The organism is Enterococcus sp. DIV0210g, from assembly GCF_050559705.1.
GTDB lineage: Bacteria > Bacillota > Bacilli > Lactobacillales > Enterococcaceae > Enterococcus_B > Enterococcus_B faecalis_A.
In genome coordinates, this window is record NZ_CP187903.1 from 892,329 (window position 1) to 918,410 (window position 26,082).

29 protein-coding genes are annotated in these 26,082 nt (G+C 40.4%); 26 read left to right on the forward strand and 3 right to left on the reverse strand.

Annotation, left to right across the window (positions count from 1 at the left end):
* Positions 1-103: 103 nt before the first annotated feature.
* Together IGI64_RS04395 and IGI64_RS04400 are read left to right on the forward strand one after the other, a co-directional pair.
* Positions 104-1,684, forward strand: a complete 1,581-nt coding sequence (locus tag IGI64_RS04395) for a peptide chain release factor 3 (RefSeq protein WP_429939590.1) — start codon at positions 104-106, stop codon at positions 1,682-1,684.
* A 152-nt stretch (positions 1,685-1,836) separates the two neighbouring features.
* Positions 1,837-2,037, forward strand: coding sequence for a hypothetical protein (locus tag IGI64_RS04400; protein ID WP_429939591.1), 201 nt, complete (start codon positions 1,837-1,839; stop codon positions 2,035-2,037).
* Positions 2,038-2,189: 152 nt separating this feature from the next.
* Here IGI64_RS04400 and IGI64_RS04405 read toward each other — a convergent pair whose 3' ends face one another.
* Positions 2,190-2,510, reverse strand: coding sequence for a DUF1827 family protein (locus IGI64_RS04405; protein WP_016624059.1), 321 nt, complete (start codon positions 2,508-2,510; stop codon positions 2,190-2,192).
* A 195-nt stretch (positions 2,511-2,705) separates the two neighbouring features.
* Complete coding sequence (locus IGI64_RS04410; protein ID WP_016624058.1) at positions 2,706-4,943, reverse strand: ATP-dependent Clp protease ATP-binding subunit; 2,238 nt, start codon at positions 4,941-4,943, stop codon at positions 2,706-2,708.
* Between the two features lie 372 nt (positions 4,944-5,315).
* On the opposite strand from IGI64_RS04410, the gene IGI64_RS04415 reads away from it, so the two are divergent.
* The 6 genes from IGI64_RS04415 (at position 5,316) to IGI64_RS04440 (ending at position 11,490) form a co-directional block, all read left to right on the forward strand.
* Positions 5,316-5,582, forward strand: a complete 267-nt coding sequence (locus tag IGI64_RS04415) for a phosphocarrier protein HPr (protein WP_016624057.1) — start codon at positions 5,316-5,318, stop codon at positions 5,580-5,582.
* On the forward strand, positions 5,582-7,309 hold the full coding sequence (gene ptsP, locus IGI64_RS04420) for a phosphoenolpyruvate--protein phosphotransferase (protein WP_016624056.1): 1,728 nt from the start codon (positions 5,582-5,584) through the stop codon (positions 7,307-7,309). The genes IGI64_RS04415 and ptsP overlap by 1 nt, the downstream gene beginning before the upstream one ends.
* 620 nt (positions 7,310-7,929) lie before the next feature.
* On the forward strand, positions 7,930-8,961 hold the full coding sequence (locus tag IGI64_RS04425) for a glycosyltransferase family 4 protein (RefSeq protein WP_429939592.1): 1,032 nt from the start codon (positions 7,930-7,932) through the stop codon (positions 8,959-8,961).
* 23 nt (positions 8,962-8,984) lie between these two features.
* On the forward strand, positions 8,985-10,208 hold the full coding sequence (locus tag IGI64_RS04430; RefSeq protein WP_429939593.1) for a glycosyltransferase family 4 protein: 1,224 nt from the start codon (positions 8,985-8,987) through the stop codon (positions 10,206-10,208).
* Positions 10,209-10,284: 76 nt separating this feature from the next.
* Positions 10,285-11,172, forward strand: coding sequence for an NAD(P)-dependent oxidoreductase (locus IGI64_RS04435; RefSeq protein WP_429939594.1), 888 nt, complete (start codon positions 10,285-10,287; stop codon positions 11,170-11,172).
* An 87-nt stretch (positions 11,173-11,259) separates the two neighbouring features.
* Positions 11,260-11,490 carry a YkuJ family protein gene (locus IGI64_RS04440; RefSeq protein ID WP_034861971.1) on the forward strand — a complete coding sequence of 77 codons (231 nt, stop codon included), beginning with the start codon at positions 11,260-11,262 and terminating at the stop codon, positions 11,488-11,490.
* A 41-nt stretch (positions 11,491-11,531) separates the two neighbouring features.
* Here IGI64_RS04440 and IGI64_RS04445 read toward each other — a convergent pair whose 3' ends face one another.
* Positions 11,532-12,470: a GIY-YIG nuclease family protein gene (locus tag IGI64_RS04445; RefSeq protein ID WP_429939595.1), complete on the reverse strand. Its 939-nt coding sequence runs from the start codon at positions 12,468-12,470 to the stop codon at positions 11,532-11,534.
* A 349-nt stretch (positions 12,471-12,819) separates the two neighbouring features.
* On the opposite strand from IGI64_RS04445, the gene fabT reads away from it, so the two are divergent.
* The 18 genes from fabT to IGI64_RS04535 all read left to right on the forward strand — a co-directional run bounded on the left by fabT (position 12,820) and on the right by IGI64_RS04535 (position 25,998).
* Positions 12,820-13,260 (forward strand): fatty acid biosynthesis transcriptional regulator FabT, encoded by a 441-nt coding sequence (gene fabT, locus IGI64_RS04450; protein ID WP_016624049.1) that lies wholly within the window; start codon positions 12,820-12,822, stop codon positions 13,258-13,260.
* A gap of 9 nt (positions 13,261-13,269) precedes the next feature.
* A complete protein-coding gene (locus IGI64_RS04455; RefSeq protein WP_016624048.1) occupies positions 13,270-14,238 on the forward strand; it encodes a beta-ketoacyl-ACP synthase III in 969 nt (322 codons plus the stop codon).
* A gap of 48 nt (positions 14,239-14,286) precedes the next feature.
* Complete coding sequence (locus tag IGI64_RS04460; protein ID WP_016624047.1) at positions 14,287-14,511, forward strand: acyl carrier protein; 225 nt, start codon at positions 14,287-14,289, stop codon at positions 14,509-14,511.
* A 104-nt stretch (positions 14,512-14,615) separates the two neighbouring features.
* Complete coding sequence (fabD, locus tag IGI64_RS04465; RefSeq protein WP_429939596.1) at positions 14,616-15,545, forward strand: ACP S-malonyltransferase; 930 nt, start codon at positions 14,616-14,618, stop codon at positions 15,543-15,545.
* Between the two features lie 3 nt (positions 15,546-15,548).
* Complete coding sequence (gene fabG, locus IGI64_RS04470) at positions 15,549-16,286, forward strand: 3-oxoacyl-[acyl-carrier-protein] reductase (protein WP_429939597.1); 738 nt, start codon at positions 15,549-15,551, stop codon at positions 16,284-16,286.
* 18 nt (positions 16,287-16,304) lie between these two features.
* Positions 16,305-17,540 carry a beta-ketoacyl-ACP synthase II gene (gene fabF / locus IGI64_RS04475; protein ID WP_430596475.1) on the forward strand — a complete coding sequence of 412 codons (1,236 nt, stop codon included), beginning with the start codon at positions 16,305-16,307 and terminating at the stop codon, positions 17,538-17,540.
* Positions 17,541-17,543: 3 nt separating this feature from the next.
* Positions 17,544-18,026, forward strand: coding sequence for an acetyl-CoA carboxylase biotin carboxyl carrier protein (gene accB / locus IGI64_RS04480; protein ID WP_429939598.1), 483 nt, complete (start codon positions 17,544-17,546; stop codon positions 18,024-18,026).
* A gap of 14 nt (positions 18,027-18,040) precedes the next feature.
* On the forward strand, positions 18,041-18,460 hold the full coding sequence (gene fabZ / locus IGI64_RS04485) for a 3-hydroxyacyl-ACP dehydratase FabZ (protein WP_034862124.1): 420 nt from the start codon (positions 18,041-18,043) through the stop codon (positions 18,458-18,460).
* Positions 18,461-18,467: 7 nt separating this feature from the next.
* Positions 18,468-19,847 (forward strand): acetyl-CoA carboxylase biotin carboxylase subunit, encoded by a 1,380-nt coding sequence (locus IGI64_RS04490; RefSeq protein WP_429939599.1) that lies wholly within the window; start codon positions 18,468-18,470, stop codon positions 19,845-19,847.
* A complete protein-coding gene (gene accD / locus IGI64_RS04495; RefSeq protein ID WP_429939600.1) occupies positions 19,848-20,717 on the forward strand; it encodes an acetyl-CoA carboxylase, carboxyltransferase subunit beta in 870 nt (289 codons plus the stop codon). It abuts the gene before it with no gap.
* Entirely contained in the window at positions 20,710-21,495 is a 786-nt protein-coding gene (locus tag IGI64_RS04500) for an acetyl-CoA carboxylase carboxyl transferase subunit alpha (RefSeq protein WP_429939601.1), read from the forward strand. Before accD ends, IGI64_RS04500 begins: the two co-directional genes overlap by 8 nt.
* A 190-nt stretch (positions 21,496-21,685) precedes the next feature.
* Positions 21,686-22,213 carry a YqeG family HAD IIIA-type phosphatase gene (locus tag IGI64_RS04505; RefSeq protein ID WP_429939602.1) on the forward strand — a complete coding sequence of 176 codons (528 nt, stop codon included), beginning with the start codon at positions 21,686-21,688 and terminating at the stop codon, positions 22,211-22,213.
* On the forward strand, positions 22,210-23,319 hold the full coding sequence (yqeH, locus tag IGI64_RS04510; RefSeq protein ID WP_429939603.1) for a ribosome biogenesis GTPase YqeH: 1,110 nt from the start codon (positions 22,210-22,212) through the stop codon (positions 23,317-23,319). The genes IGI64_RS04505 and yqeH overlap by 4 nt, the downstream gene beginning before the upstream one ends.
* A gap of 15 nt (positions 23,320-23,334) precedes the next feature.
* Positions 23,335-23,643 (forward strand): ribosome assembly RNA-binding protein YhbY, encoded by a 309-nt coding sequence (yhbY, locus tag IGI64_RS04515; RefSeq protein ID WP_016624035.1) that lies wholly within the window; start codon positions 23,335-23,337, stop codon positions 23,641-23,643.
* Between the two features lie 14 nt (positions 23,644-23,657).
* Positions 23,658-24,305, forward strand: coding sequence for a nicotinate-nucleotide adenylyltransferase (locus tag IGI64_RS04520; RefSeq protein ID WP_429939604.1), 648 nt, complete (start codon positions 23,658-23,660; stop codon positions 24,303-24,305).
* The gene (gene yqeK, locus IGI64_RS04525; RefSeq protein WP_229233717.1) at positions 24,289-24,885 is read left to right on the forward strand and encodes a bis(5'-nucleosyl)-tetraphosphatase (symmetrical) YqeK; all 597 of its coding nucleotides are present in this window, start codon (positions 24,289-24,291) and stop codon (positions 24,883-24,885) included. Before IGI64_RS04520 ends, yqeK begins: the two co-directional genes overlap by 17 nt.
* A gap of 35 nt (positions 24,886-24,920) precedes the next feature.
* Entirely contained in the window at positions 24,921-25,259 is a 339-nt protein-coding gene (gene rsfS / locus IGI64_RS04530) for a ribosome silencing factor (protein WP_034862121.1), read from the forward strand.
* Between the two features lies 1 nt (position 25,260).
* A complete protein-coding gene (locus IGI64_RS04535; protein ID WP_429939605.1) occupies positions 25,261-25,998 on the forward strand; it encodes a class I SAM-dependent DNA methyltransferase in 738 nt (245 codons plus the stop codon).
* The last annotated feature ends 84 nt before the right edge of the window (positions 25,999-26,082 follow it).

Here is a 26,082-nt window from a genome sequence, read left to right on the forward strand (position 1 = left end):
TTTTTTCATGGGGAAAAGTATTAAAATATCCTGCTAAAAATGATATACTATCTGAGTTGAGCAAGAGAAAGCATAATATAAGTAAGTAGAAACGGAGTAAATAATGAATAATTCAAATTTGAAACAGCAAGTAGACAGCAGAAGAACATTTGCGATCATTTCCCATCCGGATGCGGGGAAAACAACGATCACAGAACAATTGCTTTTATTTGGGGGAGCGATACGTCAAGCCGGAACAGTTAAAGGAAAGAAAACAGGAAATTTTGCGAAATCTGACTGGATGGAGATCGAAAAGCAGCGTGGGATCTCTGTTACGAGTTCGGTGATGCAGTTTGATTATCAGGGAAAACGCGTCAACATTTTAGATACACCTGGACATGAAGATTTCTCAGAAGATACGTATCGAACATTGATGGCCGTAGACAGTGCAGTGATGGTCATCGACAGCGCGAAAGGGATCGAAGCACAAACAAAGAAACTCTTCAAAGTTGTTAAAAAACGCGGTATCCCGATTTTTACATTTATCAACAAATTAGATCGTGACGGTCGCGAACCTTTGGAGCTTTTAGAAGAATTGGAAGAACTTTTAGATATTGAATCTTACCCAATGAATTGGCCGATCGGTATGGGAAAAGGATTGGAAGGTCTTTATGACATCCACAATAATCGAGTGGAATTCTATCGTCCAGAAAACTATAACGATGATCGTTTTGCTGTGTTGGATGAAGAAGGCTTGCTGCCTGAAAACCATCCATTGACAGAAGACAGCGTGTATCAGCAAGTATTAGAAGAAGTAGAGCTGTTGAAAGAAGCTGGCGATGCTTTTGACGAAGAAAAGATTGCTCGTGGAGAACAAACACCAGTATTTTTTGGTTCAGCTTTAACAAACTTCGGCGTTCAAACATTCTTGGAGACCTTTGTTGATCTAGCGCCATCTCCATACGCACATAATACAAGAGAAGAAGAGACTGTGAGTCCTTACGAAGAAGAATTCTCTGGTTTTGTATTTAAGATCCAAGCAAATATGAATCCAGCGCACCGCGATAGAATTGCTTTTGTCCGTATTTGTTCCGGTACTTTTGAGCGCGGGATGGATGTGACTTTAGAACGTACTGGCAAAAAAATGAAATTGAGCAACGTGACACAATTTATGGCTGATGCCAGAGAAAATGTGGAACAAGCAGTAGCTGGCGATATCATTGGTGTGTATGATACAGGGAATTATCAGATCGGTGATACGATTTATGAAGGAAAGTTAAAAGTTGCTTATGAAGAACTGCCTTCATTTACCCCGGAGCTGTTCATGAAAGTCACTGCTAAAAATGTCATGAAACAAAAATCTTTCCATAAAGGAATCTATCAATTAGTGCAAGAAGGCGCGATCCAATTATACAAAACTTATTTAACAGAAGAGTATATTATCGGCGCTGTCGGTCAATTGCAGTTTGAAGTGTTCCAATATCGAATGATGAATGAATACAACGCAGAAGTCATTATGTCGCCAATGGGGAATAAGATCGCACGCTGGATCAATCCGGAAGACTTAGACGAAAGAATGAGTTCAAGCCGAAACATCTTAGCGCGTGACCGCTTTGATCAACCATTGTTCCTATTTGAAAATCAGTTTGCGGAACGCTGGTTTGCGGACAAGTATCCAGATGTTGAATTAAAAACACTTCTATAAAAATAAAACAATAAAGCAAGCAGCTGATCTGTAAATGATCAGCTGCTTTTTTGTGCGGACCAAATGAGAAAACCGCAAATTTTTATAAAAATAAAAAATTTTCCTGTTTTTCTGCGTATCTTATTAGTAAAAAGAAAAGGAGGCATTTTCAAATGACAAACGAAACAGAAGCGCAGAAAAAACAAAGAAAATTACAGAAAAAGACAGACATGCTCAAATTATGCCGACTATTAGATATCAAAGATTGGGAAAAGCAGCCGCAAATAGTCAAAGAAGTAAGAGAAATCGTTGACAGCACTCCTATACCAAAAAAGAAAGAAGCAAAAGAAGCGAAAAAAGGGAAGAAGCAATAGCACAAAAAACCGAGCAGCTTTTTAAAAGCTGCTCGGTCGGTATGATTCTTTTACAAATTATCAAGTTGAAGCTGATTGAACCTGCTTCGAACAAGGGATGTACGCAAAGCTGATCTTCTGCACTAAGTAAAAAACGTTTATTGCGACATTTCTTAAATGGCTAATCTTTCATCGGAGGCATGTTTTGGTACAGAGATCTCTACTAGACCTTCCAATTCGATGATTGAGATTTCGTCTTCTTTATATAAGTTGCTAGGGATTTTTTTTAAGAAATATTCTTTGACTTCAGCGACTTCATTTGGCTGGATGTTGCGTTTGTTATTGACGAGCAGAATCTCATTATGTGCAGGTGCTTCAGTGTAGATGACAGTAGTGTTTCCTGCGGTATAGACTTTTGCCAGATACGCATCTGTATTTTCCAGCTGGTTCAACACTAATCGCGAATGGCTATTCGTTACGTTCACTAGTTTCATAGTACCCACCTCTCTTGTTATTAAGGGTTGATTTATTTAATTATAAGGGGTTTTTAATCAAATAGAAAGGATTTTGCCTTGGAAAGGAGAGTGTAAAATAACAATAAAAAAACTATGCAGCAAACGTTTCTTCACGTTTGCCGCATAGTTAGCTGTTTTTTTATGGACAACTTGTTAGTTGGCCATAATAGAAATTTATTCAGCAGCTTCTGGATTTTCTTCTTTTGCTAATCGTTCAGGTTTTGAAGTAACGACGATTTTACCGTCTTTATCCAATTTTGCTTTTAGGTCATGGATCGTTGGATGGTCAAGATAAAACTCAGCAATACCGTCTTCGATTTGTTCTTGGATCGTTCGACGCAATGGACGAGCACCCATGGAAGGATCATAGCCTAAGTCTACTAATTTTTCTTTTACTGTTTCCGGAACATCGATGTGTAATTGTTGCGGAGCTAGCATATCATTGACTTCCTCAAGCATCAAGCTGACGATCTTCATCAAGTTTTCTTTTGATAATGCACTGAATTCGATGATGCCGTCAAAGCGGTTCAAGAATTCTGGTGTGAAATAGTTGTTCAATTGGTTAAGAACAGAACGTGTCACACCTTCGCGAGCAGCACCAAAGCCGACATTTGCTTCTACTTTGCCAGTACCAGCATTACTTGTCATGATGATGATCGTATCTTTGAAGCTGACTGTTCGACCTTGTGCATCTGTCAAACGACCGTCATCCAAGATTTGCAAGAACATATGCAAGACATCTGGATGTGCTTTTTCTACTTCATCCAGCAAGATCAAGCTATAAGGATTGCGACGGACTTGTTCTGTTAATTGTCCAGCTTCTTCGTAACCGACATAACCTGGAGGAGAACCAATCAATTTAGAGACACTGTGTTTTTCCATGTATTCAGACATGTCAAAACGGATCATTGAATCTTTTGAACCGAAAAGCTCATAAGCCAGTTGTTTTGCCAATTCTGTTTTTCCGACACCAGTTGGTCCAACAAATAAGAAGGAACCAATTGGACGGCTTTGTTTGTTCAAACCAACACGATTACGGCGGATTGCTTTTGCGACACGTTCGATCGCATTGTTTTGACCGATGACGTGTGCTTCTAAATCAGCAGCAAGATTTTTCAATTGTGTTTGTTCTTTTTGTTTCAATTCGCCGACAGGGATGCCTGTTCGTTGTTCAACGATTCGTTCCATGTCTTTTTCAGTGATGACAGGTGCTTGTTCATCGCTGACTTGGCGTTCTTTCATTTTTTGAAGTTTGTTGATTTGATCACGGTAATAAGCTGCTTTTTCAAAATCTTCTTCTTGAGAAGCTTGTTGTTTTTGTGCTTCTGCTTCTTGTAATTTTTTCTCAATCGTTTTAGGATCAACGATTTGGATCGTCAAGTTTTTCTTAGAACCTGTTTCGTCCAGCAAGTCGATGGCTTTATCAGGTAAGAAGCGGTCTTGGATATAGCGGTTAGATAATGTAGCCGCTGCCTTGATTGCTTCATCTGTGTATTTTACGTGATGGTAATCTTCGTAGCGTTTTTGCAATCCTTGTAAAATCGTGATGGTTTCTTCAACGGTTGGTTCGTCTACACGTACTGGCTGCATCCGACGTTCTAAAGCAGCGTCTTTTTCAATAATACGGTATTCGTTCAAAGTAGTAGCACCGACCATTTGTAATTCGCCGCGAGCTAATGCTGGTTTCAAAATATTGCCAGCATCCATATTTCCATCACCTGCAGAACCGGCACCAACGATTTCGTGGACTTCGTCGATAAATAAGATGACATTTTCTGATTCGCGGATTTCCTCGATCAATTTTTGCATTCTTTCTTCAAATTGACCGCGGATACCTGTTCCTTGAACAAGAGAAACGACGTCTAAACGAATGACTTCTTTGTCCATCAATTTTTGAGGAACATCTCCGTCAACGATTTTTTGAGCAAGACCTTCAACGACTGCTGTTTTACCAACACCAGGTTCACCGATCAATACAGGATTGTTTTTTGTTCGGCGATTCAAGATCTCAATGACGCGTTTGATTTCTTCGTCTCGTCCGACAACAGGATCGATATCTCCTTGTCGTGCTTGCTCCGTGATATTGATACCATATTCGCCTAAAAGGCCGCTTGGTGTTCCTTGTTGCGGTGGTTGTCCGCCATTAAAATTATTTCCGCCGCCAAATTGAGTAGGGGGCGTTTGATCATAATTGTTGCCTTGCTGCATTTGGCGTGACATAGATCGGAATAAATCATCTAAGCTGCCAAAACCAAAAGGATCATTTTGGGCCATATTGGTCAGACCTCCATTTTGTTGATTTTTAAGTTTTTGATAACAGCTCTGGCAGTAATCCAGCTGTTTTCTTTGTCCATTGACGTTTGCGTATAAATGGATAGTTGCTTCGTTTTTTCCGCAGTTCTGACAAAGCATGGATCTTCACGTCCTTTCAAAAAATGGGTTCATGATTATTTTACATCTCCTATTTAATGAGGTAAAAGAATAACCCTTAATTAACCTTATAATATTTTTAAACATAAAAAAGACAGCTGATCTTATTTGACCATTACTGACCTTTAAGGCTATTATACAAAATATACAGGAAGAATCAAGTGATTTGTTTCGCACTCTATGAGATTTACTCATGGAGTTTTTACCCGAATTTAAATGAAAACTGTTGTAACTAATAAAAAAAAATGGTAATCTTTACAGATGAAAGGGTTGAACTTGTTTAGTGCGTTTTAAACTACTAAAAAAGAAAACCCTCACATAAAAACAACACTCACTTAAAGGAGACCGATCAATATGGAAAAGAAAGAATTTAACGTAGTAGCAGAAACAGGGATCCACGCTCGTCCAGCTACATTACTAGTACAAACAGCTAGCAAATTTAACTCAGATATCAATCTAGAGTATAAAGGTAAATCAGTAAACTTGAAATCAATCATGGGCGTTATGTCTTTAGGTGTTGGTCAAGGTTCTGACGTAACAATCACAGCTGAAGGTGCTGACGAAGCAGACGCAATGGCAGCTATCGTAGAAACAATGAAGAAAGAAGGATTATCTGAATAATGGTTGAAATGCTAAAAGGGATTGCCGCAAGTGACGGTGTAGCCGTTGCGAAAGCTTACCTGCTAGTTCAACCGGATTTATCTTTCAGTAAAGCAACAGTAGAAGATACAGCAGCTGAAGAAGCACGTTTAGATGATGCTTTAGCTAAATCTACTGGAGAATTGCAGCAAATTCGCGAGAAAGCAGCGCAAAGCCTAGGTGAAGCAGAAGCGCAAGTATTTGACGCTCATTTGATGGTTCTTTCAGACCCAGAGATGATTGGTCAAATCAAGCAAAATATCCAAGATAACAAAGTAAATGCTGAATCAGCACTTAAAGAAGTAACAGATATGTATATCGGTATGTTCGAAGCTATGGAAGACAATGCTTACATGCAAGAACGTGCAGCAGATATCCGCGACGTTGCAAAACGCATCTTAGCACACTTATTAGGTGTAACTTTGCCAAATCCTTCAATGATCAACGAAGAAGTTGTCGTTGTTGCACATGATTTGACACCAAGTGATACAGCACAATTAGACCGCAAATATGTAAAGGCATTTATTACAGATATCGGCGGCCGTACTTCTCACTCTGCCATCATGGCACGTTCTCTAGAAATCCCTGCAATCGTAGGAACAAAAGAGATCACTGCTAAAGTCAAAGAAGGCGACATCTTAGCTGTTAACGGAATCGAAGGGGACGCGATCGTGAACCCTACTGATGAACAAAAAGCTGAGTTTGAAAAAGCTGGACAAGAATTTGCAGCCCAAAAAGCAGAATGGGAAAAATTAAAAAATGCTGAAACAGTTACTGCTGACGGCAAACATTTTGAATTAGCTGCAAACATTGGTACACCAAAAGACTTAACAGGTGTTCACAATAATGGTGGAGAAGCAATCGGTCTATACCGTACAGAATTCTTGTACATGGATGCACCAGACTTCCCAACAGAAGAAGACCAATATGAAGCTTATAAAGCTGTATTGGAAGGCATGGACGGCAAACCTGTTGTTGTTCGTACGATGGATATCGGCGGAGACAAAGAATTGCCTTACTTGCAATTACCACATGAAATGAATCCGTTCTTAGGTTACCGCGCATTGCGTATCAGCCTATCAGAACAAGGTGACGAAATGTTCCGTACGCAATTGCGTGCCTTGCTTCGTGCATCTGTTCACGGAAACTTGCGTATCATGTTCCCAATGGTAGCAACTTTGAAAGAATTCCGTTCTGCAAAAGCAATTTTTGAAGATGAAAAACAAAAATTGATCAGCGAAGGAACAGAAGTTTCAGATTCTATCCAAGTGGGTATCATGATCGAGATCCCAGCAGCAGCGATCATTGCTGACAAATTTGCTAAGGAAGTTGACTTCTTCTCAGTAGGAACAAACGACCTTATCCAATACACAATGGCTGCTGACCGTATGAACGAACGTGTATCTTACTTGTATCAACCATACAGTCCTTCAATCTTGCGTTTACTTAAAAACGTGATTGACGCAGCTCACGCTGAAGGTAAATGGGCTGGTATGTGCGGAGAAATGGCCGGCGACCAAACAGCTGTACCATTGCTAGTAGGTATGGGACTAGATGAGTTCTCAATGAGTGCAACATCTATCCTTAAAACACGCAGCTTGATGAAACGTTTAGACACAACTAAAATGGCTGAACTTGCAGATCGCGCAATCAATGAATGCGATACAATGGAAGAAGTCGTTGAACTTGTTAACGAATACGTGAAATAAGCAAGCTTATCGTTTAGCAAAAAATGGCTAACAACAGAAAACACCTCTTGCGATTCTTCGGAATCATAAGAGGTGTTTTTTTGTTTTAAAGAAATCTAAGAAAAAAAGGAAATGCGGAAAGCGACTTTCGAAAAATTATCCTTAATGCTCAAAGCAGAGCGCTGAGTTTACGACCTCTCATAAACGGTGTTCACAGCATTGCTTCTGCGGAATTAAGAGAAGGAAATTAAAAATATGGAAAGCTATTTCTAATTCCTTCTCTTAATTCTTGAAGCAGGACATGCTGCTCGCGACCTCTGCTTAAACGGTGTTCACGAACTAGCTTCTTCGGTGATAAGCTTTTTTACTGGAAAATATGAAAAGCTATTTCCCAATAAAAAAGAGTCTTACCGCTTGAAGCAGACCAGCTCGTTCACAACCTCTAATAAACGGTGTTCAAAAGCTAGCCTCTGCGGCATTAACTCAAAATCCGCGAAAACATGAAAAGCTGTTTCCGCGGATTCTTCTTTAATGCTTGAGGCTGAGCAGCTTTTTCACGACCTCTATATTAAAAATAGGGCTTAAGATTGAGTGACAGTTTCGAGGCTGTGTTATACTATAGAAACGAAGGGGGCTGCAAGGTGAAAGTATTATTATATTTCGAGAGTGAAAAAATACTTGCTAAGTCCGGCATTGGCCGCGCGTTGGATCATCAGAAACGCGCATTAACAGATGCAGGGATATCGTATACGCTAGACAATAATGAAGATTATGATATTTTACATATCAATACTTATGGAATCAATAGTCACAATATGGTGAACAAAGCAAGAAAAGCAGGCAAGAAAGTCGTCTACCATGCGCATTCGACAGAAGAGGACTTTAGAAATTCATTTATTGGATCAAACCAATTGTCGCCGCTGGTGAAAAAATATCTTGTTGGCTTATATGAAAAAGCAGATTATCTGATCACACCGACACCATATTCGAAAAAATTGTTAGAAAGCTATGGAATCAAATTACCAATCAAAGCTGTTTCTAACGGGATCGATTTGGAAAAATATCGGCCAAGTCAGGAAAAAGAACAAAAATTCAGAGAACATTTTAATTTGAGTCCAGAACAAAAAGTCGTGATTTGTGTCGGTTTATTCTTTGAACGAAAAGGAATCATTGATTTTGTCGAAATCGCAAAACAAATGCCAGAATATACATTTATCTGGTTTGGACATGTTCCAATGTATTCGATTCCGAAAAACATTCGGAAAATCGTTAAGGAAGATCATCCGGAAAATGTGATTTTCCCAGGATATATCAAAGGAGAAATCATTGAAGGCGCATATTCAGGCGCAGATCTGTTCTTTTTCCCATCCTATGAAGAAACAGAAGGGATCGTTGTCTTGGAAGCTTTAGCAAGCCGACAGAATGTTTTGGTCAGAGATATCCCTGTCTATGAGGGTTGGTTAAAAGACAAAGAAAACTGCTACATGGGACGTACAAATGAAGAATTCACACAATTAATAGAAGCAATTGTTGAGAAGCAAGTCCCGAGTCTGGTTGTAAAAGGGTATCAGACGGCACAAGAGCGAAGTATCGAACATATTGGAAAAGAGTTAAAAGAAGTATATGAAAAAGTATTAGACAGCGAAGAATTGCTGTATGCGAAAAAAGAATAAAGGGTAGTTTGGAGGCGAGAAAAATGAAAATCGGCTTTTTTACCGATACCTATTTTCCGCAAGTAAGTGGAGTGGCAACATCGATCAAAACATTAAAAGAAGAACTTGAGAAACATGGACATGAGGTGCATATTTTCACGACAACTGATCCTAACGCGGAAGAGTCAGAAAAAGATATCATTCGAATGCCGAGTGTACCATTTGTTTCTTTTAAAGATAGACGAATCGTGGTTCGCGGCATGTGGTATGCATACCTGGTCGCAAAAGAACTTGAATTAGATTTGATCCATACACATACAGAATTTGGCGCAGGTATCTTAGGGAAACTTGTAGGAAAAAAATTAAAAATACCAGTGATCCATACGTATCATACGATGTACGAAGATTACCTCCATTACATCGCTAAAGGAAAAGTATTGCGTCAATCACACGTAAAATATCTTTCACGGCTCTTTGCGAATCATACAACAGGCGTCGTTTGTCCAAGCGAGCGTGTGATCGATACGTTGAGAAGCTATGGTGTAATTGCGCCGTTGCGTGTTATTCCAACTGGGATCGATATCGAGAAATTCAAACGACCAGAAATCACAGTAGAAGAAACACAAGCTTTAAGAGAGAAATTGGGCATTGAAAAAGATCAGCTGATGATTTTGTCATTGAGCCGAATCTCTTATGAAAAAAATATCCAAGCAATCGCTAACGGCTTTCCAGAGGTTCTTAAGGCTTTTCCAAATGCAAGGCTGGTGATCGTCGGAAAAGGACCTTATTTAGAAGAACTCAAAGAATTGATCAATGATTTGGGAATCTCTTCATTTGTTCAATTTACAGGAGAAGTCGATAATGATGAAGTTGCTTTTTATTACAAAGCAGCCGACTATTTTGTCAGTGCCTCGACTTCTGAGACACAAGGATTGACTTACACAGAAGCCATGGCATCAGGGACTCCTTGCGTTGTTGAAGGCAATGCTTATTTGAATCGTTTGTTTGACCATCCAGCGCTTGGACGTACATTTAAATCGGATCAAGATTTTTCTTCTGCACTTATTGATTATATAAACAGCAATATTCCACGAGATCCAGATGTACTCAACGCGAAACTCTACGAAATCTCTTCTACGCATTTTGGTGAAGCGATGATCGAATTCTATCAAGATATGATCATTTATCACCAGGAAGAGCAGCGGCGCAAAGAAGAAGAAGCATCGATCGAACGAATCAAAACAAAATTGAACTCATTTAAGCGATAAAAAACTTTTTACTTAAAAAATCTTGATTCTAGCGTATACTAGAATCAAGGTTTTTTATTTTGAAAGGAGCAATACTATGAAAATCGGATTTATTGGTACTGGCGTGATGGGAAGCTCGATCGTTCGCCATTTATTAGGTGCAGAACATCAAGTAACTGTTTATAATCGTACAAAGAGCAAAGCAGACGCTTTAGTAGAAGAAGGCGCTGAATGGGCAGATACACCGCAGCAAGCAGCTGAAAACAGCGAAATCGTATTCACGATGGTTGGTTATCCAAGTGACGTGGAAGAAATCTACTATGGCAAAAACGGAATCTTTTCAGCGGATGTTGCAGGGAAAGTCATCGTGGATCTAACGACAAGTACGCCTTCTTTAGCAGAAAAAATCGCTGCAACTGCCAAAGAAAAAAATGCTGACGCCTTAGATGCACCTGTATCAGGCGGTGATCTAGGCGCAAAAAACGGGACGCTAACAATCATGGTCGGCGGAGAAAAAGCCGTTTATGAAAAAGTAGAATCGTTATTCCACGTTTTCGGAACGACAGTGACATTGCACGGTCCAGCCGGAAAAGGACAGCACACAAAAATGGCGAATCAAATCATGATTGCCGGAACAATGACTGGCATGACGGAAATGCTGGTTTATGCACAAAAAACAGGCTTAAATCTAGAAAAAGTCATTGCGACACTTTCAGGCGGCAGTGCAGCCAACTGGTCTTTAAGCAATTATGCGCCTCGCATTTTGAAAAGGGATTACTCTCCAGGTTTCTTTGTTAAACATTTTGTCAAAGATTTGAAAATCGCATTAGACGAAGCAGAAAAAATGGATGTAGAACTTCCAGCAACAAAACAAGCGAAAATCCTTTATGAACAATTGGAAGAAAGCGGTTTTGAAAACGACGGGACCCAAGCATTGATTAAGCTTTGGTGGCCAGATGGCAAAATACCAAAGAAAAATTCTTAAAAAACTCGTTTTTTTCGTAAAAAGCAATGCAAGTGAGCCATGCTTTTGATACAATATAACAGAAATAAGAAAAGGGGGACCTCCGAGATGACACATTCACAATTAGTCGCTATTATCAAACGACTGGAGGCTATGGTCGAATCAGCTGACAACGAGCTACAAGTTCGTCGCTTTGAAAAAGAAGGCGTAGAGAAATGTACTGTGACCTACGATAAAACAACTGAAACGTTTGAGCTTACAGAAGCAGATACACATCAACAATATGAATTTGACAACATTGACATCGTTGCAATGGAAATTTACGACTTGATCCAATAATCGTTTTGCAAACAAAAAAGAACAGCTTATCCGACGAGCGTTTACAACGCGATCGAGGCAAGCTGTTCTTTTTTTATTTTTTTCTGATAACTGATCAAAATCTGGACAGGATCGATTTCTGTTTTTGAAAGCTGTCTTTTTCTATATAAGACGGCTGAGCGCTTATTGACTTGAGAAAAATCTGCGGGCATCCCTTCCGGTAAAATCATGGTATCAGCTACTTGTCCGAACTGTATCAAGTAATGTTTTATTTGCGTTTCATCTGCAGCTAACGGCATAGAAAGGATGGTTTCCCGTAAACGGAGAAATTTTTTCTGTTCTTGGATATGAGCGATAAAATGTTCCACTAGCGCGATTTCTTCCTGGATCAATGCCGCTTTTTCAAAATTTAACTGTTCGATAAAATGGTTTTGTCTTGTTATTAAATAACGAACGATTTTTTTGTTTCTACCTTGAAACAACCCTTGGATCTCTTTTTTCTTTTGGTCGAAAGAATAGTTGCTAAGCTGCGGCAGCTGGGTACCCAATGCTAATAAGCTGATTTGCGAAAGCCAAGGCATTTGATAAGTTTCTTCAAGAATATGTAAAATCGCCGGTATTTTTTTATAAGAGCGAAACGGTCCATATGTTTGAGCAGTTGGATCATTTGAGATCGTGAAGCCTGTTTCAGCTATTTGGATGTAATTATAGTTATTGAAATAATTCATTTGTCGGTTATAAAAAGGTCGATAGTGCTGGATCAGCTGACATTCTAAAAGAAGCGCATCAAGTTCTGTATCTACGACGACAAAATCGAAATCTGCGATATGATGGATCATCCGCAGCACTTTTTTTGAATGTTGTTTATTCTGCCGAAAATAGCTGCTGACGCGATTCTTCAATCTTTTTGCTTTACCAACATAGATGACCGAACCATCCTCCGATTTCATGAGATAAATCCCAGGAAGCATAGGCAGATTCTTAACTTTTTCTTTAAGCATGGTTCCTCCTTAACGAACAAGATCACATAGACTATAACAAAAAGGTCAGAAGAGGACAAGCAAACTTGAACACCTTTAAAAAAGCTGAAACAACCCCAAATAAAAATCGCAAGGAAAAAGATGCAGATGTGCACCAAAAACTTTGATAATCAAAATATTTTGCAGAAATTTTATTTTTGGATATAATCTGAAAGTCCGTTGATTATCAAAGAATGTAAATGAATTTTCACTTAAAAAAATTTGAGAAACAAAAAAATTTGCGATTTTTTATTGCATTTTGAAAAAAGTTAAGATATAGTTTGAACATCAAAACATTTGATAATCAAACTAATTTAACGGATGGTGGAAAATGGAACCAGATTTAACAACAGTTAACGATTATCTCGTGAGTGTCTTTAATGACATTTTGATCATCGAAGAATCTGAATTGAAAAAATCGCAATTCAACGATTTATCGATTACAGAAATGCATACGATCGAAGCAATCGGCATGTATAAGAAGAAAACAACTTCAGAAGTCGCCAAAGAATTGTCGATCACTGTTGGGACTCTAACCACTGCCATCAATAAATTAGTTAAAAAAGACTATGTTGAGCGTATCCGAAGCGAAGATGACAGACGTGTCGTGAAATTAGCATTGACTAAAAAAGGTAAATTGCTTTATCGCGTGCACCAGCATTTTCACCGCGAGATGGTCAAGAACATTTTGGCCGGAATGGATAATGACAAACAACAAGCTTTACTGGATGCATTGAAAAACTTGCATGATTTTTTGCAAGAGTACAAGTGAGGAGCTTTGATGGAACAATTCGGAAGAATAACTGCAACAGCGAGTGCGTTACCTGAAAAAGTCGTGACCAATGATGATCTTGCCCAAATGATGGAAACATCGGATGAATGGATCTCGTCAAGAACAGGTATCAAAGAACGCCGCTGTGTAACAGATCAGGAAACCTCAGATCTTTGTTTTCTGGTTGCGCAAGACCTGTTAGAGAAAAGCAATACTGCTCCAGAAGATTTGGATTTCATCATCGTCGCAACAATGTCTCCTGACTATACGACTCCTTCTGTGGCTGTACAAATCCAAGGCCGTATCGGAGCAGTCCGTGCGATGGCTTTCGATATCAGTGCCGCGTGTTCAGGCTTTGTTTATGCCTTGAGCATCGCAGAGAAACTGATTCGCAGCGGTTCAAAAAAAGGACTCGTGATCGGCGGAGAGACTCTCTCAAAACTGATCGATTGGGAAGATCGCTCAACAGCAGTCCTATTTGGAGATGGCGCAGGCGGTGTTTTGCTGGAAGCAAATGAGAAACAAATGATCCAAGCAGAACATCTAGAGGCAGACGGCAAAAGAGCATGCTCTTTGACAGCAGGATATCAGCGAAACAACAGCCCGTTTTATACAGGAACGGGAGAGACTGGATCTTCTTATTATCTGAAAATGATAGGACGAGATATCTTTGATTTTGCAGTGAGAGATGTTGCTGAAAATATCAAAGAAACAATTAATGACACATCGGTAGATTATCTGCTCTTGCATCAAGCAAATCGGCGGATTATTGAAAAAATCGCGCGGAAAATAAAAATCCCGCAAGAAAAATTCTTAATGAATATGGATAAATATGGCAACACTTCAGCTGCAAGCATTCCAATCTTATTGGACGAAGCCGTGAATGACGGGAAAATCAAGCTTGGCAGCGGACAAAAAATCGTATTTACAGGATATGGCGGCGGTTTGACATGGGGAAGTATCCTCATAGAGCTGTAAACTGTTAAATAATAAAAATGAGAAAACAATATCGGAGGAATATATAGTATGGTATTCGAAAAAATTCAAGAAATTATTGCAGAAGAATTAGGTAAAGAAACAGAAGAAATCAAATTGACAACAGACATCCAAGAAGATCTAGAAGCAGACAGCTTGGACTTATTCCAAATCATCAACGAGATCGAAGACGAATTTGATGTGAAGATCGAAACAGAAGACGGCATCAAAACTGTTCAAGATCTAGTTACTTACGTTGAAAAACAAATTGCATAATTAATCGATAAGGTTGGGGGCTGGGACAATTCCTAAGAGAGTTGTCTTGGCCTTTTTGAATAATGAAACCGTAGTTATATGTCTAAACAATATTGGAGAATAGCATGAAAACAGCATTTTTATTTAGCGGGCAAGGTGCCCAATATCAAGGAATGGGCGAAGAACTTTACAATCAACACGCAATCGTGAAGCAAACATTTGACCAAGCTAGTGATGTTCTCGGTTATGATATGGCAGAACTTTGTTTCACTGAAAATGACCGATTGAACCAAACACAATACACACAGCCAGCTATTTTGACTGTCAGCACAGCTTTTTGGCGTCTATTAGAAGAAGCTGGAATAAAAGCAGATGCAGCAATGGGACTAAGCTTAGGAGAATACACAGCTTTAGTTGCAAGCGGTGCACTTGATTTTGAGACAGCTGTTTCCCTAGTTGCCAAACGCGGTGCATTGATGGCAGAAGCGGCACCAAACGGCAGCGGCAAAATGGTTGCAGTAATGAATACGCCAATCGAATGGATCGAAGAAAGCTGCAAAGAAGCATCAAAACATGGCATCGTTTCGCCTGCAAACTACAATACGCCTCAACAAATCGTGATCGGCGGAGAAGCAGAAGCAGTGGATGCAGCAGTTGAACTTTTGAAAGAAAAAGGCGCAAAACGCATGATCCCGTTAAATGTGAGCGGACCTTTCCATACAGCAATCTTAAAACCAGCTGCAGATAAGTTAGCTTCAGTTCTTGAACAAATCACATTCAGCGAACCAATGATACCAGTGATCAGCAATACGACGACAGAAGTCATGACAAAAACAGAGATTCCTGATTTGCTAAGAAGACAAGTGATGTCGCCCGTTCGCTTCTATGAAAGTATTGAACAGCTGAAACAACTTGGCATCACAAATGTCGTAGAAATCGGACCAGGAAAAGTCTTGAGCGGTTTTATGAAAAAAATCGATAAAGAAATCCCTGTTCATCGCGTTGAAAATCAACAAACACTTGAAGAAACAATTACATTCTTATCTGGGAGGTAAGTCATGGAAGTCAAAGGAAAAAATGTTTTCATCACAGGAAGTACACGAGGAATCGGAGCAGCGATTGCTGAAGCCTTTGCAAAAGCAGGCGCGAATATTGTTTTAAACGGACGCGGAGAAATCCCTCAAGAAAAAATCGATGCAATCACAGCATACGGAGTTTCCTGTGTTGGTGTTTCCGGTGATATCTCTGATTATGATAAAGCAGGAGAAATGATCAAGGAAGCAGAAGAAAAACTAGGCGCAATCAATATTTTGGTCAATAATGCCGGTATCACAAATGATAAATTAGTGATGCGTATGGATGCAGAAGACTTCAAACGCTGCTTAGATATCAATCTGACTGGAACATTCAATATGACACAACATGTATTGAAAAAAATGATGAAACTAAGAGAAGGCGCGATCATCAACTTAGCAAGTGTTTCTGGCTTGATCGGAAACGTTGGTCAAGCAAACTATGCAGCCAGCAAAGCAGGCGTTGTCGGCTTTACGAAATCTGTCGCTAGAGAAGCAGCCAGCAGAGGCATCACTTGCAATGCTATCGCTCCAGGATTCATCGAGACGGATATGACAGAAGTATTACCAGAGAAGATCAAAGAACAAGCCGTGAAGCAAATTCCTTTACAGCGCTTTGGTCATGTAGAAGACGTAGCAGAAACAGCAGTCTTTTTAGCAAAAAATCCTTACATAACTGGGCAAGTTGTCAATGTTGACGGCGGCATGGTTATGCACGGATAACAGAAAGGAAGGAAACAAATGAATCGAGTAGTAATTACAGGCTATGGCGTCGCTTCACCAATCGGAAATGACCCTGAAAGCTTTTTGGAAAGTTTAAAAGAAGGCACAAACGGGATCGCACCGATCACGAAATTTGACGCTGAAGAGACAGGAATCACTCTTGCAGGAGAAGTGAAAGATTTTCCTTTTGATAAATATTTTGTGAAAAAAGACAGCAAACGCATGGATATGTTTTCAATCTATGGTATCTATGCTGCGTTAGAAGCAATGAACCTAAGCGGATTAGATAAAGACAAACTTAATCAAGACCGTTTCGGCGTTATCATTGGTTCAGGTATTGGCGGATTGCCAACAATCGAAAACCAAGTGATCCGTATGCATGAAAAAGGACCAAAAAGAGTTTCACCAATGTTTGTTCCAATGGCGATTGCAAACATGGCCGCAGGAAATATCGCGCTTAGAGTGGGTGCAAAAGGTATTTGTACAGCGATAGTCACAGCTTGCGCAAGTGGTACGAATTCAATCGGTGAAGCTTTCCGCAATATCAAACATGGTTATTCTGATGTGATTCTTGCCGGAGGAACAGAAGCAACGATTTGTGAAATGGGCATTGCTGGTTTTGCGGCGTTGACTGCTTTGTCAACAGAATCAGATTCAAGTAAAGGTTCACGACCATTTGACGAAAATCGTAACGGTTTTGTTATGGGTGAAGGTGCGGGTGTCTTAGTTCTTGAATCTCTTGAACATGCCCAAGCACGCGGAGCAAAAATCTACGGTGAAGTTGTTGGTTACGGTTCAAACTGTGACGCTTACCACATGACAGCTCCAACACCAGACGGATCAGGCGCTTCAAAAGCAATGCAGCTTGCAATGCAAGAAGCTGGCATCCAACCAGAACAAGTCGGTTATGTGAATGCTCACGGTACAAGTACGCCAGCAAATGACGTAGCAGAAGCAAGAGCAATCAAAATCGCATTAGGCGACAGCTATAAAGACACATATGTAAGTAGTACAAAATCAATGACTGGACACTTGCTTGGCGCTGCCGGAGGAGTGGAAGCTTTGGCTACACTGCTTGCGTTGGAGCACCAATTTATTCCACCAAATATCAACGTAGAAAATCAAGACCCTGAGATCGACTTGAATGTGGTTGCTAATGAAAGCAAATCAGCAGAAATCACTTATGCGCTGAGCAATTCATTAGGCTTTGGAGGACACAACGCAGTCCTTTGCATGAAACGCTGGGAGGATTAAAAAGTGAATATCGGAGAAATCAAGGATTTGGTCAGCCAATTTGACCAATCAACATTGACAGAATTTGATTTGCGTGAAGGTCAGTTTGAACTTTACATGAACAAAAACAATACCAGCAGAGGCAATGCTCCCGCAGCAGCGCCTGCTGCTGTGCAAGAAACTGTTTCTGCTCCAGCTGAAACAGCACCGGCAGCACAAGCGCCAGAAGCAGCTGCGGCAGCTCAGACAAGTGCACCAGCTTTTGATGGCGTAGAAATCGTTTCACCAATCGTTGGAGTTGTTTATCTGCAACCTTCACCAGAAAAACCAGCTTTCAAAAAAGTTGGCGATCCAGTAGCAAAAGGTGAAGTCATCTGTATTATCGAAGCAATGAAATTGATGAACGAAATCACTAGCGATGTCGATGGCGAAATCGCTGAAATCTTAGTTGAAAATGAAGAAGTTGTTGAATTTGGTCAGCCGCTCTTCAGAATCCAGCCGAAATAGGAGTGAAAAACATGATGAATATTCAAGAAATCAAAGAAATCATCCCTCACCGTTATCCAATGTTATTGATTGACCGTGTGGAAGAGATGGTTGAAGGCGAAAAGATCATTGCGAAGAAAAATGTAACGATCAATGAACCGTTTTTCCAAGGTCATTTTCCAGAAGAACCAGTAATGCCAGGTGTTTTGATTGTTGAAGCAATGGCTCAAGCAGGAGCAGTCGCTTTATTGTCACTTGAACAATTCAAAGGAAAAACTGCTTACTTTGGCGGATTAGACAAAGCGAAGTTTCGTAAAAAAGTAACACCAGGAGATACATTGTATTTAGAAGTTGAGATCTTGAAAGTCAGATCTTCAGCTGGAATTGGGAAAGGCGTTGCAAAAGTAGACGGCAAAAAAGTTGCTGAAGCTGAACTAACCTTTATGATTGGATAGGTGAGATATGTTTTCTAAAGTTTTGATCGCAAATCGCGGAGAAATTGCCGTAAGGATCATTCGTGCATGCCGCGAATTAGGTATCCAAACGGTCGCGGTTTATTCAGAAGCAGATAAAGAAGCACTTCATACGCAGTTAGCGGACGAAGCCATTTGTATCGGACCAGCAAAAGCTTCAGATTCTTATTTGAATGTACAGCAAGTACTAAGCGCAGCGATCGTCACAAAAGCAGAAGCAATTCATCCAGGTTTCGGATTTCTTTCTGAAAACAGCCGATTTGCTTCTATGTGTGAAGAATGCAATATTGCGTTTATCGGCCCTAAAAGTGAGACCATTGATGCGATGGGAAATAAAATCAATGCCAGAGAATTGATGAAAAAAGCCAAAGTTCCTGTTATCCCAGGAAGCGACGGCATGATCTCATCTGTAGACGAAGCATTGGCAATCGCTGAAAAAATCGGATATCCTGTGATGCTGAAAGCAGCTGCAGGCGGCGGCGGAAAAGGGATTCGAAAAGTGATGAACAAAGAAGAACTTCCTCAGCATTTTTCATCTGCGCAGCAAGAAGCCGCAGCTGCATTCGGAAATGATGAGATGTATTTGGAAAAAATCATTTATCCAGCACGACACATCGAAGTGCAAATCCTTGGCGATAAAACAGGGAATGTCGTGCATTTAGGTGAAAGAGATTGTTCTTTACAAAGAAACAATCAAAAAGTTCTCGAAGAATCTCCATCTGTCGTGATTTCTGAGAAAAAAAGACATGATCTTGGTGCTGCTGCAGTTCGCGCAGCCAAAGCAGTAAATTATGAAAATGCTGGAACGATCGAATTCTTGATGGATGAAGAAGGTCATTTCTATTTCATGGAAATGAACACACGTATCCAAGTAGAACATCCAGTTACAGAAGCTGTGACTGGCATCGATTTAGTGAAAAAACAAATCGAGATCGCTGCTGGCGAACCAATGAATCTTGACCAAAAAGACATTACATTTAAAGGGCATGCAATCGAATGCCGGATCAATGCAGAAAATCCAGCATTCAATTTTGCACCATCTCCAGGCACAATCAAAAATCTCTTGCTTCCAGCAGGAGGAATGGGCCTTCGAGTGGACAGTGCTGTTTATTCAGGTTATATGATTCCTCCGTATTATGATTCAATGATTGCAAAAGTCATCGTTCATGGCGATTCTCGTTTTGATGCTCTGATGAAAATGCAGCGTGCATTAAGCGAGATCGTCACAGATGGCGTAGTGACAAATGCAGAATTCCAAATGGATCTGATTAGTCATCCAGCTGTCATTGCCGGGGACTACAGTACGGCCTTTTTACAAGAAGAATTTCTTCCAAACTGGGTACCAGAAACGGAGATAGGGGGAAGATAGATGGCTCTGTTTAAAAAGAAAAAATATATTCGGATCAATCCGAATCGTCATGAAAAACCGACAAGTTCGCCATCTGTTCCTGACAATCTATGGGCAAAATGTCCCAATTGCAAACAAATCATTTATACAAAAGATATCGGTAAAGAAAAAATCTGTCCCCATTGCGGATACAGTTTCCGTATCAGTGCATGGGAACGTTTGTCATTGATCATTGACGAAAAAAGTTTTGAAGAATGGGATACAGATTTGACGACAAAAGATCCGCTTGATTTCCCAGGTTATCCCGAAAAAGTTGCTGCGATGCAAGAGAAAAACGGGCTTCACGAAGCTGTTTTGACTGGTAAAGCAACGATCCAAGGTGAACCATTCGTCATTGGCGTCATGGATTCTAATTTTATTATGGGAAGTATGGGAACGATCGTTGGCGAAAAAATCTGCCGTTTATTCGAGCGAGCAATTGAACAAAAATTACCTGTCGTCTTGTTTACAGCTTCTGGCGGTGCACGTATGCAAGAAGGGATTTTCTCTTTGATGCAAATGGCAAAAATCTCTGCAGCGGTCAAACGCCACAGTAATGCAGGATTATTCTATTTGACGTGTCTGACAGATCCAACAACAGGCGGAGTTACTGCAAGTTTTGCGATGGAAGGCGATATTATTTTAGCTGAACCGCAAAGTTTGATTGGTTTTGCAGGACGCCGAGTGATCGAACAAACGATCAAACAAGAATTGCCGGAAGATTTCCAGAAAGCTGAATTCTTGCTTTCTCATGGCTTCGTTGATCAAATCGTTCCTCGTACAGAATTGAAACAAGTAATTTACGACTTGATCGTATTGCATACTCAGAAAGGTTGGATCGACCATGAATAAAACAGCTCATGAAGTTGTCCAGCTGGCAAGAGCAAAAGAACGATGGACAAGTTTAGAGTTTTTTGATGAGATTTTTGAAGGATTCCGCGAATTTCACGGAGACCGTTTGTTTGGAGATGACGAAGCAGTTGTCGGCGGTGTTGCTTCCTTAGCAGGAAAACCTGTCACAGTGATCGGTATCCAAAAAGGACGAGACCTTCAAGAAAATATCCAAAGAAACTTCGGCTCTCCGCATCCAGAAGGCTACCGTAAAGCATTGCGCTTGATGAAACAGGCAGAAAAGTTCAAACGTCCTGTCATCACTTTGATCAATACGGCGGGAGCTTATTGCGGCGTCGGTGCTGAAGAACGGGGGGAAGGCGAAGCAATTGCCAAAAACCTGTTAGAGATGTCCGACTTGAAAGTACCAATTATCGCGATCATCATCGGTGAAGGCGGGAGCGGCGGCGCTCTTGCGCTAGGCTTAGCAGATGAAGTGTGGATGTTGGAACAAACGATTTATGCAGTTCTTTCCCCAGAAGGATTTGCTTCTATCTTGTGGAAAGACGGCAGCCGCGCCGCAGAAGCCGCAGAATTGATGAAAATCACTGCGCCTGAATTGCTTGAATTAGGAATCATTGATAAGGTGATTCCTGAAACCTTCAACAATGAACCTCTGCCGCAACCAAAAATCGCTCAGATGATGAAAAAAGTACTGATCGAAAAATTGACGGAACTCTCTGCAAAAGAACTTCCAGAGTTATTAGAAGAACGGTATCAGCGTTTCCGTAAATATTAAGAAAAGCACACTCTGCCAAACAGTAAATTGCGAGGCAGAGTGTTTTTTTGCGCAAAGCTTTTTTCTGATCACTAGACAAAGAAAATAAAAGGATTAAATGAGAATGGTAGTTTTTTTTAAAGAAATGCGGTATAATCTTGGTTTGAGGAGTACATTATGTGCTCCTTCATTTTTTGAATGAGGAGACCATATGTTTTCAAAATACAAACCAACATGGATGGTCGAAGCCATCTATCAAATCACCCCTGCACAATTAAAAAATCTTGGAATCAAAGCTGTGTTGACTGATTTAGATAACACATTGATTGCATGGAATAATCCTGATGGTACCGAAGAACTGTTAGATTGGATCTTAGAAATGCGAAATGCTGGAATTCCGGTAGTCGTTGTATCGAACAACAACTCAAAACGTGTAGAACGTGCAATCAAAAAGTTTGATCTGATGTACGTAGCAAGAGCGATGAAACCTTTTGCTCATGGAATCAAACATGCACAGAAAAAATTGAATGTAAACAAAGATGAAATCGTAATGGTCGGTGACCAGATCATGACGGATATCCGCGGCGCGAACAGTGCTGGTATCCGAAGTATTTTAGTCAAGCCTATTGTTGAGACAGACAGTTGGAAAACACAGTTCAATCGTTTTTGTGAACGAAGAATCATGGCACATCTGCTGGTGAAATATCCAGATATGGGCTGGCGAGGTGGAATTGAATGAACGAAGAATTATATTGTATCGGCTGTGGCGCGCGTATCCAAACAGAAGACCCAAATGAACTGGGATATACGCCGAAAGCAGCATTAGAAAAAGGGATCGCTTCTGGCGAAATCTATTGCCAAAGATGTTTTCGTTTGCGCCATTACAACGAGATCCAAGATGTTTCTTTGACAGATGATGATTTTTTACGTCTTTTGAACAGCTTAGGAACCGAAGACGCATTAATCGTAAACGTAGTAGACATCTTTGATTTCAGTGGTTCACTGATTCCTGGACTGCACCGTTTCGTCGGTGATAATCCTGTTTTGCTGGTAGGGAATAAAGTAGACATCCTGCCGAAATCATTGAAGAAACCGAAATTGACACAATGGATGAAAGAACGTGCCCATGAAGCAGGTCTGCGTCCAGTCGATGTTTTACTGACAAGTGCGAAGAAACCTCATGAAATGTCTGAACTTCTTGAAAAGATCGAAGAGTATCGTGAAGGAAGAGATGTCTACGTTGTTGGTGTCACAAATGTTGGGAAATCGACATTGATCAATCAAATCATCAAAAACACAGCAGGCGTCAAAGACTTGATCACGACTTCCCAGTTCCCAGGAACGACACTTGACAAAATCGAGATTCCATTAGACGATGGACACTTTTTGATCGACACACCAGGGATCATCCATCACCATCAAATGGCGCACTATTTAGGGAACAAAGATTTACGGATCATTGCCCCAACCAAAGAAATCAAACCAAAAGTCTATCAGCTGAACCCAGAACAAACATTATTCTTAGGCGGCCTTGCACGATTTGATTTTATCAGCGGCAGCCGAAGCTCATTTATTGCTTATGTGTCGAATGATGTCGCGCTTCACCGTACGAAATTAGAAAAAGCGGATGACTTTTATAAAAAACACGTAGGCGGATTATTACAACCGCCGCGTCCTGACGAAGTCGAGGATTTCCCAGAGCTTGTCCGTTTTGAATTTTCGATCAAAGAAAAAACAGATATCGTTTTTGCCGGTTTAGGCTGGATCACCGTCACAGAACCATCAGTCGTGGCTGGCTGGGCTCCTAAAGGCGTAGATGTCATCAAACGAAAAGCATTGATTTGAGGAAGAAGGATAAATATGTTAAGAGGAAAACAAAAACGTTTTTTAAGAAGTAAAGCCCATCATTTGCAGCCCATTTTCCAAATCGGGAAAGGCGGGATCAATTCAGCAATGCTGGTACAGATCAATGAAGCTTTAGAAAAAAGAGAATTGATCAAAGTGACTTTACTGCAAAATACAGACGAAATCGCTGAAGAAGTTGCACAAGTCATCAAAGACGAAGTGCAATGCGAAATCGTACAGATCATTGGCAGAGTCCTTGTTTTGTACAAACCATCAAGCAAAGAAAAATACCAAAGAATCTCAAAAGAAGTAAACGCTGTTTAAGGAGAGTGAGCAAGATGTCTGCGCAAACTAGTACATTTGTCCGTTCACACGTTTTCCCGAAAGAAATGCCGCAATTCTTTGAAAAACGCAAACAAGTAGGGATACTTGGAGGAACATTTAACCCTGTACACATCGCCCATTTAGTTATGGCTGAACAGGCAGGACAGAATCTAGGACTCGATTGCGTATATCTGATGCCTTCTTATCAGCCGCCTCATGTGGATGAAAAAAAGACGATCGCCGCTGAGCATCGTTTGAATATGCTGGAATTAGCGATCGAAGACAACCCGTTTTTGACCATCGAAACAATCGAATTGGAACGCGGCGGGAAAAGTTATACTTACGATACGATGAAGGCTCTGACGCAAAAAAATCCTGACACTGATTATTACTTTATTATTGGCGGCGACATGGTCGAGTATTTGCCGAAATGGTATAAAATCGATGAATTAGCACAAATGGTCAATTTTGTCGGGATCAAACGTCCAGGTTATGAGATGGACACACCTTATCCTGTTATCTGGGTAGATGTTCCGATGCTGGAAATCAGCTCAACGAAAATCCGTGAAAAAATCAGCCAAGGCTGCTCTGTCCGTTATCTCGTTCCTGACAAAGTGATCGAATATATCGAAAAAGAGGGGTTGTATCAAAATGGATTATAACCAATCATACACAGCTTACTCCCGGGAGATGCTGCTTCAAAAAGTGCAGATGCGGATGAGCGAACAGCGATTCAAACATGTATTAGGTGTCGAAGAAGCTGCTGTTGCTTTAGCAGAAAAGTACGGTGCTTCGCCTGAAAAGGCAAGTATCGCTGCACTTACTCATGACTATGCAAAAGAACGTCCAGATGATGAATTCATTATGGTGATCAATCGTGATGGATATGATCCAGAACTATTGAACTACGGCAATGCGATTTGGCATGGTCTGGTCGGTGCGTCGTTTGTTGAACGTGAATTAGGCATCACGGATGAGGAGATTTTACAAGCAATCCGTGTCCATACAACCGGTGCTGCCGAAATGTCTGTCTTAGATAAAATCATTTATGTAGCAGATTATATTGAACCTGGAAGAACTTTTCCTGGGGTCAAAGATGCAAGAGAAATCGCAATGAGCAGTTTAGACGATGCGGTTGCTTTCGAAACAAAACATACATTGCTGCATCTTTTAGAAAATGAGCAGCAAATCTATCCAAAAACGATCGAGACATATAATTATTGGGTCGCCGGCAAGAGATAGATAAAAGGAGGAGCATTATCATAGATAGTAAAAAAATATTGGAAATCGCTGTAAAAGCAGCCGATTCAAAACGAGCAGAAGACATTTTAGCATTAGATGTACGCGAAGTGTCGCTTTTAGCAGATTATTTTGTGATTTGTTCAGCAAATAGTGAACGTCAATTAAATGCGATCACTGAAGAAATCATTGAAAAAGAAGAAGAAAACAAGGTAGAAGTAAACCGAATCGAAGGAAAAGAAGGCGGCAAATGGATCTTGATCGATCTTGGCGATGTAATCGTCCATGTATTCCATGCGTCTGAAAGAAGTTTCTACAACTTAGAAAAACTTTGGTCCGATGCACCACTTGTTGATCTTCACGAATGGATGGATTAGGATGTCTTACGAAACATTCGCTTTTGTCTATGATGAAGTCATGGACGAAGGATTGTACGAGAAATGGCTAGCTTTTTCCAAGAAGCATTTGTCTGAAGGTACAAAAAATATTTTAGAATTAGCTTGCGGAACCGGTGCTTTAGCTGTTTCTTTTGCAAAAGACGGGTACGATGTGACTGGTCTTGATCTATCAGAAGAAATGCTGATGATGGCAAGTCAACGAGCGTTTGAAGAAGAAGTATCGATCCAATTTGTTGAAGGAAATATGCTGGATCTGTCTGAAGTTGGCCAATACCAAGCAATTACTTCCTTCTCTGATTCATTGTGTTATATGAAAAATGAACAAGAAGTCCAGCAAGTATTTGACGAGGTCTACCAAGCATTGGAAGAAGATGGAACATTCATTTTCGATGTTCATTCCATGTACCAGATCAATGAAGTTTTTCCTGAATACAGCTATCATTACCAAACGGAAGAATTTGCATTTCTATGGGACAGCTACAAAGGAGAAGAACAAAACAGCATTGAACACTTTTTGACATTTTTTATCAAAGACCCTGAACAGCCGGAATTATTTATTCGTCGCGATGAACTGCATGCAGAACGAACATATACGATGGATAATTATTTGAGAATGCTGGAAAATAGCGGCTTTTCATCTGTTTCTGCGTATGGTGATTTTACCGAAGAAGAACCAAATGAAGAGACAAGACGCTGGTTTTTCGTTGCTCAAAAATAAACGGCAGACACATTTGTTCAACTTCAGCGGTTGCAGCAAATGTGTTTTGTTCCTATTTATCCAAAAAGTCTGGTTGGCGCTTGT